This window comes from Candidatus Synechococcus spongiarum SH4 (assembly GCF_000586015.1).
GTDB lineage: Bacteria > Cyanobacteriota > Cyanobacteriia > PCC-6307 > Cyanobiaceae > Synechococcus_B > Synechococcus_B spongiarum_F.
This window is the reverse complement of the sequence record NZ_JENA01000104.1, coordinates 1-5479: the sequence shown is the minus strand read 5'-3', so window position 1 is coordinate 5479 and position 5479 is coordinate 1. Positions and strand designations below refer to the sequence as shown.

At 65.9% G+C, this 5479-nt stretch carries 3 protein-coding genes and 1 pseudogene; 1 reads left to right on the top strand and 3 read right to left on the bottom strand.

Annotated elements, in window-relative coordinates:
• A partial coding sequence (locus BG35_RS0105865; protein ID WP_025782092.1) for an ATP-dependent Clp protease proteolytic subunit occupies positions 1-557 on the bottom strand: 557 nt, incomplete at its 3' end.
• 112 nt (positions 558-669) lie between these two features.
• Here BG35_RS0105865 and psb29 point away from each other — a divergent pair.
• The gene (gene psb29 / locus BG35_RS0105860) at positions 670-1443 is read left to right on the top strand and encodes a photosystem II biogenesis protein Psp29 (RefSeq protein ID WP_025782091.1); all 774 of its coding nucleotides are present in this window, start codon (positions 670-672) and stop codon (positions 1441-1443) included.
• A 24-nt stretch (positions 1444-1467) separates the two neighbouring features.
• Here psb29 and purF read toward each other — a convergent pair whose 3' ends face one another.
• Both purF and purL read right to left on the bottom strand, forming a co-directional pair.
• Positions 1468-2958 (bottom strand): amidophosphoribosyltransferase, encoded by a 1491-nt coding sequence (purF, locus tag BG35_RS0105855; protein WP_051506169.1) that lies wholly within the window; start codon positions 2956-2958, stop codon positions 1468-1470.
• Between the two features lie 72 nt (positions 2959-3030).
• Positions 3031-5374, bottom strand: a pseudogene (purL, locus tag BG35_RS10565) (phosphoribosylformylglycinamidine synthase subunit PurL).
• Positions 5375-5479 lie beyond the last annotated feature (105 nt).

The following is a 5479-nucleotide window of genomic DNA, read 5'->3' as shown; positions in this document are numbered from 1 at the left end:
ACCTGGTCAATGAGTCCGTACTTGACCGCATCTTCCGGGGACATGAAGGAATCACGGTCCGTGTCCTCTTCAATCTGGGCCAAAGGCTGGCCGGTGGACTCCGCCAGCATGTGGTTGAGCCGATCCTTGAGGAAAATCGCCTCCCTGGCCTGAATCTCGATGTCACTGGCGGAGCCCTGAGCCCCCCCCAGCACTTGGTGGATCATGATCCGCGCATTGGGCAAAGCCAGCCGCTTACCCGGCGCACCGGCCGCCAGCAGGAAGGATCCCATGGACATGGCCTTGCCCACGCAGACTGTCTGCACATCCGGCTTCACGTGCTGCATGGTGTCGTAAATGCCGAGACCGCTATAGACCTCGCCGCCGGGGGAGTCGATGTAAAGGGAAATGTCCTTCTCGGGATCTTCCGCCTCCAGAAACAGAAGCTGGGCCGTAACTGCCCTGGCCGAGTCGGCCGTCACGTCACCCAAAAAAACGATGCGCTCCCGCAAGAGCCTTGAATAGATGTCGAATGCCCGCTCCCCGCGACCGGAATCTTCAATCACAGTGGGGATCATGAATGGCGCACTGGCTAGTGAATCCCTACTCTAACAAGGCTCAACCCCGGAGCGGGGAACCCTAAAGCGCCCACAGCGGCGCTAGGGTCGGTGCCGAACAAGCTGAACCAGGGTGAGCGAGCGCCCCACCATCTCGGACACCAAGCGATCCTTCCACGCCCACTGTGACAGGGTGATCGCCCCCGCCTATCGCCAGGTGGTTGATGAACTCCTGGTGGAGCTCAATCTCCTGCTCTTCCAGAAATGCTTCCATCGAGACGCCGTCTTTGCCACCGGCCTGTGCCAGACCTTCGACAGCTTCATGCAGGGGTATCGCCCGGATGCCCAGAAGCAGGAGATTTTCCAGGCCATTTGCTCGGCGCTGGGGCTGGAAGCCGCAGCCATCCGCGCTGAAGTGGTCCAGGCCCGGGAGTCCGTGGCGGGCCAACTGCGGGAGGGGGTGCGGCAATGGTCCAGCGACAATCCCCAAACCCCGGCGGTGGTGCGCCAGTTTCTGGAGCGGGTGCAACAGCCCGGTTTTCACTACAACCGCCTGCAAGCCGTTGGCCTCATGACCCTGGTGGAGGTGGCGGTGGGCATTGACCCCGACGACGCCACTGCCGCCGCCAAGGCGGCAAAACAGTTGGCAGCGGACGTGGGTCTGGCCCAGGAGCGCTTTGGCAAGGACGTGGACCTTTACCGCGCCAATCTGGAGAAGATGGCCCAGGGTCTGGAAGCCATGGAAGAGGCTGTGGCGGCGGAGCAGCGGCGGCGCCAACGGCAACGGGAGGAGAAGGCGGCCAGCGCAGCCGGTACCGCCTCACTGGGTCCGTCCTCTTCGGATCCATCCTCCGACGATACCGACAACGGTTCCCTGGAGGCAACACCCTCCGGTTCCTCCGGTTGAGCCGGGTTGAGCCCTGATCGGCCTTCAGGACGGGGGCCCCTGACCGGACTCCAGCCTCAGCTTGCTGGCGCCCGGTTCCTTGTTGGGCGGGATGGGGTACTGGCCGTCAAAACAGGCGGTGCAAAACGGGTAATCCTGCTGTCGGGTGGCCCGTAGCATTCCCTCCTGACTCAGATAGGCCAGGGAATCAACCCCCAGATGGCGACAAATCCGCTCCAACGGCAGGCGGGCGGCCACCAACTGGTCCTGGGTGTCGGTATCGATGCCGTAGTAGCAGGGGTGCTTGACAGGCGGAGAGCTGATGCGCATATGCACCTCACAGGCCCCGGCCTCCCGCAACGCCTTGACAATTTTGCGGCTGGTGCTCCCCCGCACAATGGAGTCGTCCACCACCACAATGCGCTGATTGGCCAGCACGTCCGGCAGGGGATTGAGCTTGAGGCGGATGCCCGCTTCCCGCATCCCCTGGCTGGGCTGGATAAAAGTGCGGCCCACGTAGCGGTTTTTCACCAGACCTTCGGCATAGGGCACGCCACTGCCGTCGGCAAAGCCGATGGCCGCAGGAATCCCGGAATCCGGCACGCCAATCACCAGGTCCGCTTCCGCCGGCGACTCCTCCGCCAGGATCGTGCCCAGCCGTCGCCGGTAGCTATAGAGGGACTCCTCGAAGAAGTTGCTGTCCGGCCGGGCGAAGTAGATCATCTCGAAGACACACAGCCGTGGCGTGGCCTCGCACCAGCGGCGGCGGTCCGGCTCCCTGGCGCCGGGCCGAAACCAGATCATCTCCCCCGGCGCCACGGTGTCGTGAAACTCGGCCCCCACAATGTCCAGGCCACAGGTTTCACTGCTGATGGTCCAGCCGTCCTGCTCCATATCCGCGAGGCGACCGAACACCAGCGGACGGATGCCGTGGGGATCCCGCAGGGCGAACAGGCCCGCCGGGGTGCCAATGCCGAGGCTGTAGGCGCCGCGGCAACAGGAGGCCGCCCTGGTGAGGGCTTCGGGCCAGCCCGCGCCACCGTCCACCGCCTCCTGGATCAACATGGCAATGAGTTCGGAATCCGTGCTGGAGACAGACGACCTGCCCCGTTCCGCCATGGCCCGGCCCAGTTCCACGGTGTTCACCAAGTTGCCGTTGTGGGCCATGGCCATGGGACCCAACCGGGTCATCAGCACCACCGGTTGGGCGTTGCAGACATGACTACTCCCGGTGGTGGAGTAGCGGGTATGGCCAACGGCCAGATCCCCGGGGAGGCGGGCCAGGATGTCCCGGTCGAACACCTGGCTCACCAGACCCATCTCCTTGTGGAGGCGCACCTGCTCCCCTTGAAATACCGCAATCCCTGCTGATTCCTGCCCCCGGTGTTGCAGGGCATAGAGCCCGAAATAGGTGAGATTGGCCACGTCCAGTCCTGGGGCCAGCACCCCGTAGACGCCACAGGCTTCCTGTGGTCGGTCGCTGGTGCGATCAACCCTCGGGCTGACATCCGGAACGGTGGGGGAAAGGTTGGCCAGGGTCCGAAGCGGTGAAACCACGAAGTTCAGGGGCTTGTCTCCATTCTGGCTGATGGGGGGATTCCGGCGGCCTCAAGCCCGGCTTTCGATGCGACGCGGAATGGCCTGCTCGTCAATGTGCGCCAAGTGGGCCAGATCCGCTGTCAGCCAGGGCTCCTGTCCCGCCAACACCTGCAGGGTGGGTGTGGCCGTCACCACCCCCAGGCGTTGGCACGGCACTTCCCCATGGCCGGCGGCCTGTTGCAAGGCGTCACTCCGCTGGTGGGACACGCTCACCAGCACCCGGGCTCCCCCCTTCGGCAAACAGCAAGACGTCCGGGCGCAGGTCCGGGGTCTCCGGCAGTTGCACCCGGGCCCCCCGCCGGCCCTTGAGACAACTCTCCACCAGGGCCACCAGCCAGCCACCCTCCCCTGCGTCATGGGCGGCAGTGACCACACCGGAGCGGATCAGGGACCGCAGCAGCCCCTGAAGGGCCGCCTCCAGCGCCAGGTCCTGCCGTGGGGGGCGCCCTGTGGTTTGCCCATGGATGATGGCCAGATAGCTGCTCCCCCCCAGGGAAATCCGCTCATCAACGGTGGTCAGGGGCAACCCCAGCAGCCAGATCTGTTGATCCGCGGCAGGCCAGCCCATGGTCACGGTGGTGCGGTGGTCTTCAATCAGGCCCACCATGCCGATGACCGGGGTGGGCTGAATGGGACAGGGGGTCCCGTCCGCCCGGCGGGTTTCGTTGTAGAGAGAAACGTTGCCGCCGGTGACCGGAGTGCCCAGGGCGCGACAGGCTTCCGCCACCCCCTCACAGGCCTTGGCCAAGGCCCAGTAGCCCTCCGGGGTTTCCGGAGAGGGGAAGTTGAGATTGTCGGTAACCGCCAGGGGCTCGGCGCCGACGCAACTCAGGTTACGGGCCGCCTCCGCCACTGCCGCCTTACCCCCCTCCCGGGGATCCAGGGCCACCCAGCGGTTGTTGCAGTCCACGGTGAGGGCCAGGGCGCGGCGGGTGGCGGCCATGGCCTGGGGACCACACTGCGGGCGTAGACGAATCACCGCCGCATCGGCAGCCCCAGGCCCCAGAATGGTGTTGCCTTGAACCTGGTGATCGTATTGCTGCCAGATCCAGCGCTTGCTGGCGATGGTGGGGTCATCCAGCATGGTTTCCAGCACCTGCAGCCAAGTGCGCTGCCCCTGGGCCGTGGGGATGCCGTCGGCAGTGGCGGGGGGAAGATGCCCGGGGCGCCAGCGCCAAGCGGAACGCAGTGCTGCGGGGGCAGCCTCCGAGAGGGTGCGATGGATCACGGGGGTGTCCTGGGCCAGGGCCGCCGCCGGCACGGAAGCCGCCACCTCCCCATGGTGGAGGATGCGCACCACGGGCTCCTCCACCACCCGTCCCACCACGGCCCCGTGGAGGCCCCAGCGGTGGAAACGGGCCATCACCGCGTCTTCCCGCCCTGAGCGCACCACCAGGAGCATGCGTTCCTGAGACTCGGAGAGCAGGTATTCGTAGGCGGTCATGCCCTGCTCCCGAGCGGGCACACGGTCCAGATCCAGAACAATGCCCACCCCACCGGCGGCGGCCATCTCAGCGCAACTGCAGGTGAGGCCGGCGGCCCCCATGTCCTGGGCGGCGATCACGTCACCACTCTGGAAGGCCTCCAGGCAGGCTTCAATCAGGCATTTCTCGAAAAACGGATTGCCCACCTGCACCGCCGGTCGGTTCTCCGGGGATTGATCCGACAACTCGGCACTGGCGAAACTGGCCCCACCCGTGCCGTCCCGTCCCGTGGTGCTGCCCACGTAGAGCACCGGGTTGCCCACGCCCCGGGCCGCCGAGGTGACAACGGCGTCGGTCTCCAGCAGACCCACCGCCATGGCGTTCACCAGGGGATTGCCGCTGTAGGAGGGATCAAAGGCCACTTCACCGGCCACGGTGGGCACCCCCACACAGTTGCCGTAGTGGGCAATGCCCGCCACCACCCCCTCCAGCAGGGAGCCGTTGCGGGGTTCCTCCAGTGGACCGAAGCGCAGGGCATTGAGCAGGGCAACGGGCCGGGCCCCCATGGTGAACACGTCCCGCAGGATGCCCCCCACCCCCGTGGCCGCCCCCTGGAAGGGTTCAATGGCGGAGGGATGGTTGTGGCTCTCGATCTTGAACACCAGCTTCTGGTTGCGCCCCAGATCCACCACGCCGGCATTTTCCCCGGGTCCCACCAGGATGCGGGGGCCGCTGGTGGGGAACTGCTTCAGCAAGGGGCGGGAGTTCTTGTAGCAGCAGTGCTCCGACCACATCACGCCAAACATGCCCAGTTCGGTGCGGTTGGGGTGGCGGCCCAGCCGTTGCACAATCCGGTCGTACTCAACCAAGCTCAGGCCTTCCTGCTGAATCTCGGTCGGGGCGCAAGGCGGCTGTGGGGGCAGGGGCATGGATCGCAACAAAGAAGAGGCCCGATGCTGCCGAGTCTGGCGGATGGAGCCTGGTTTGGAGAACCAGGGAACCGTTTCATCGGCTCGCCAGCAGAGCCGCCGCCA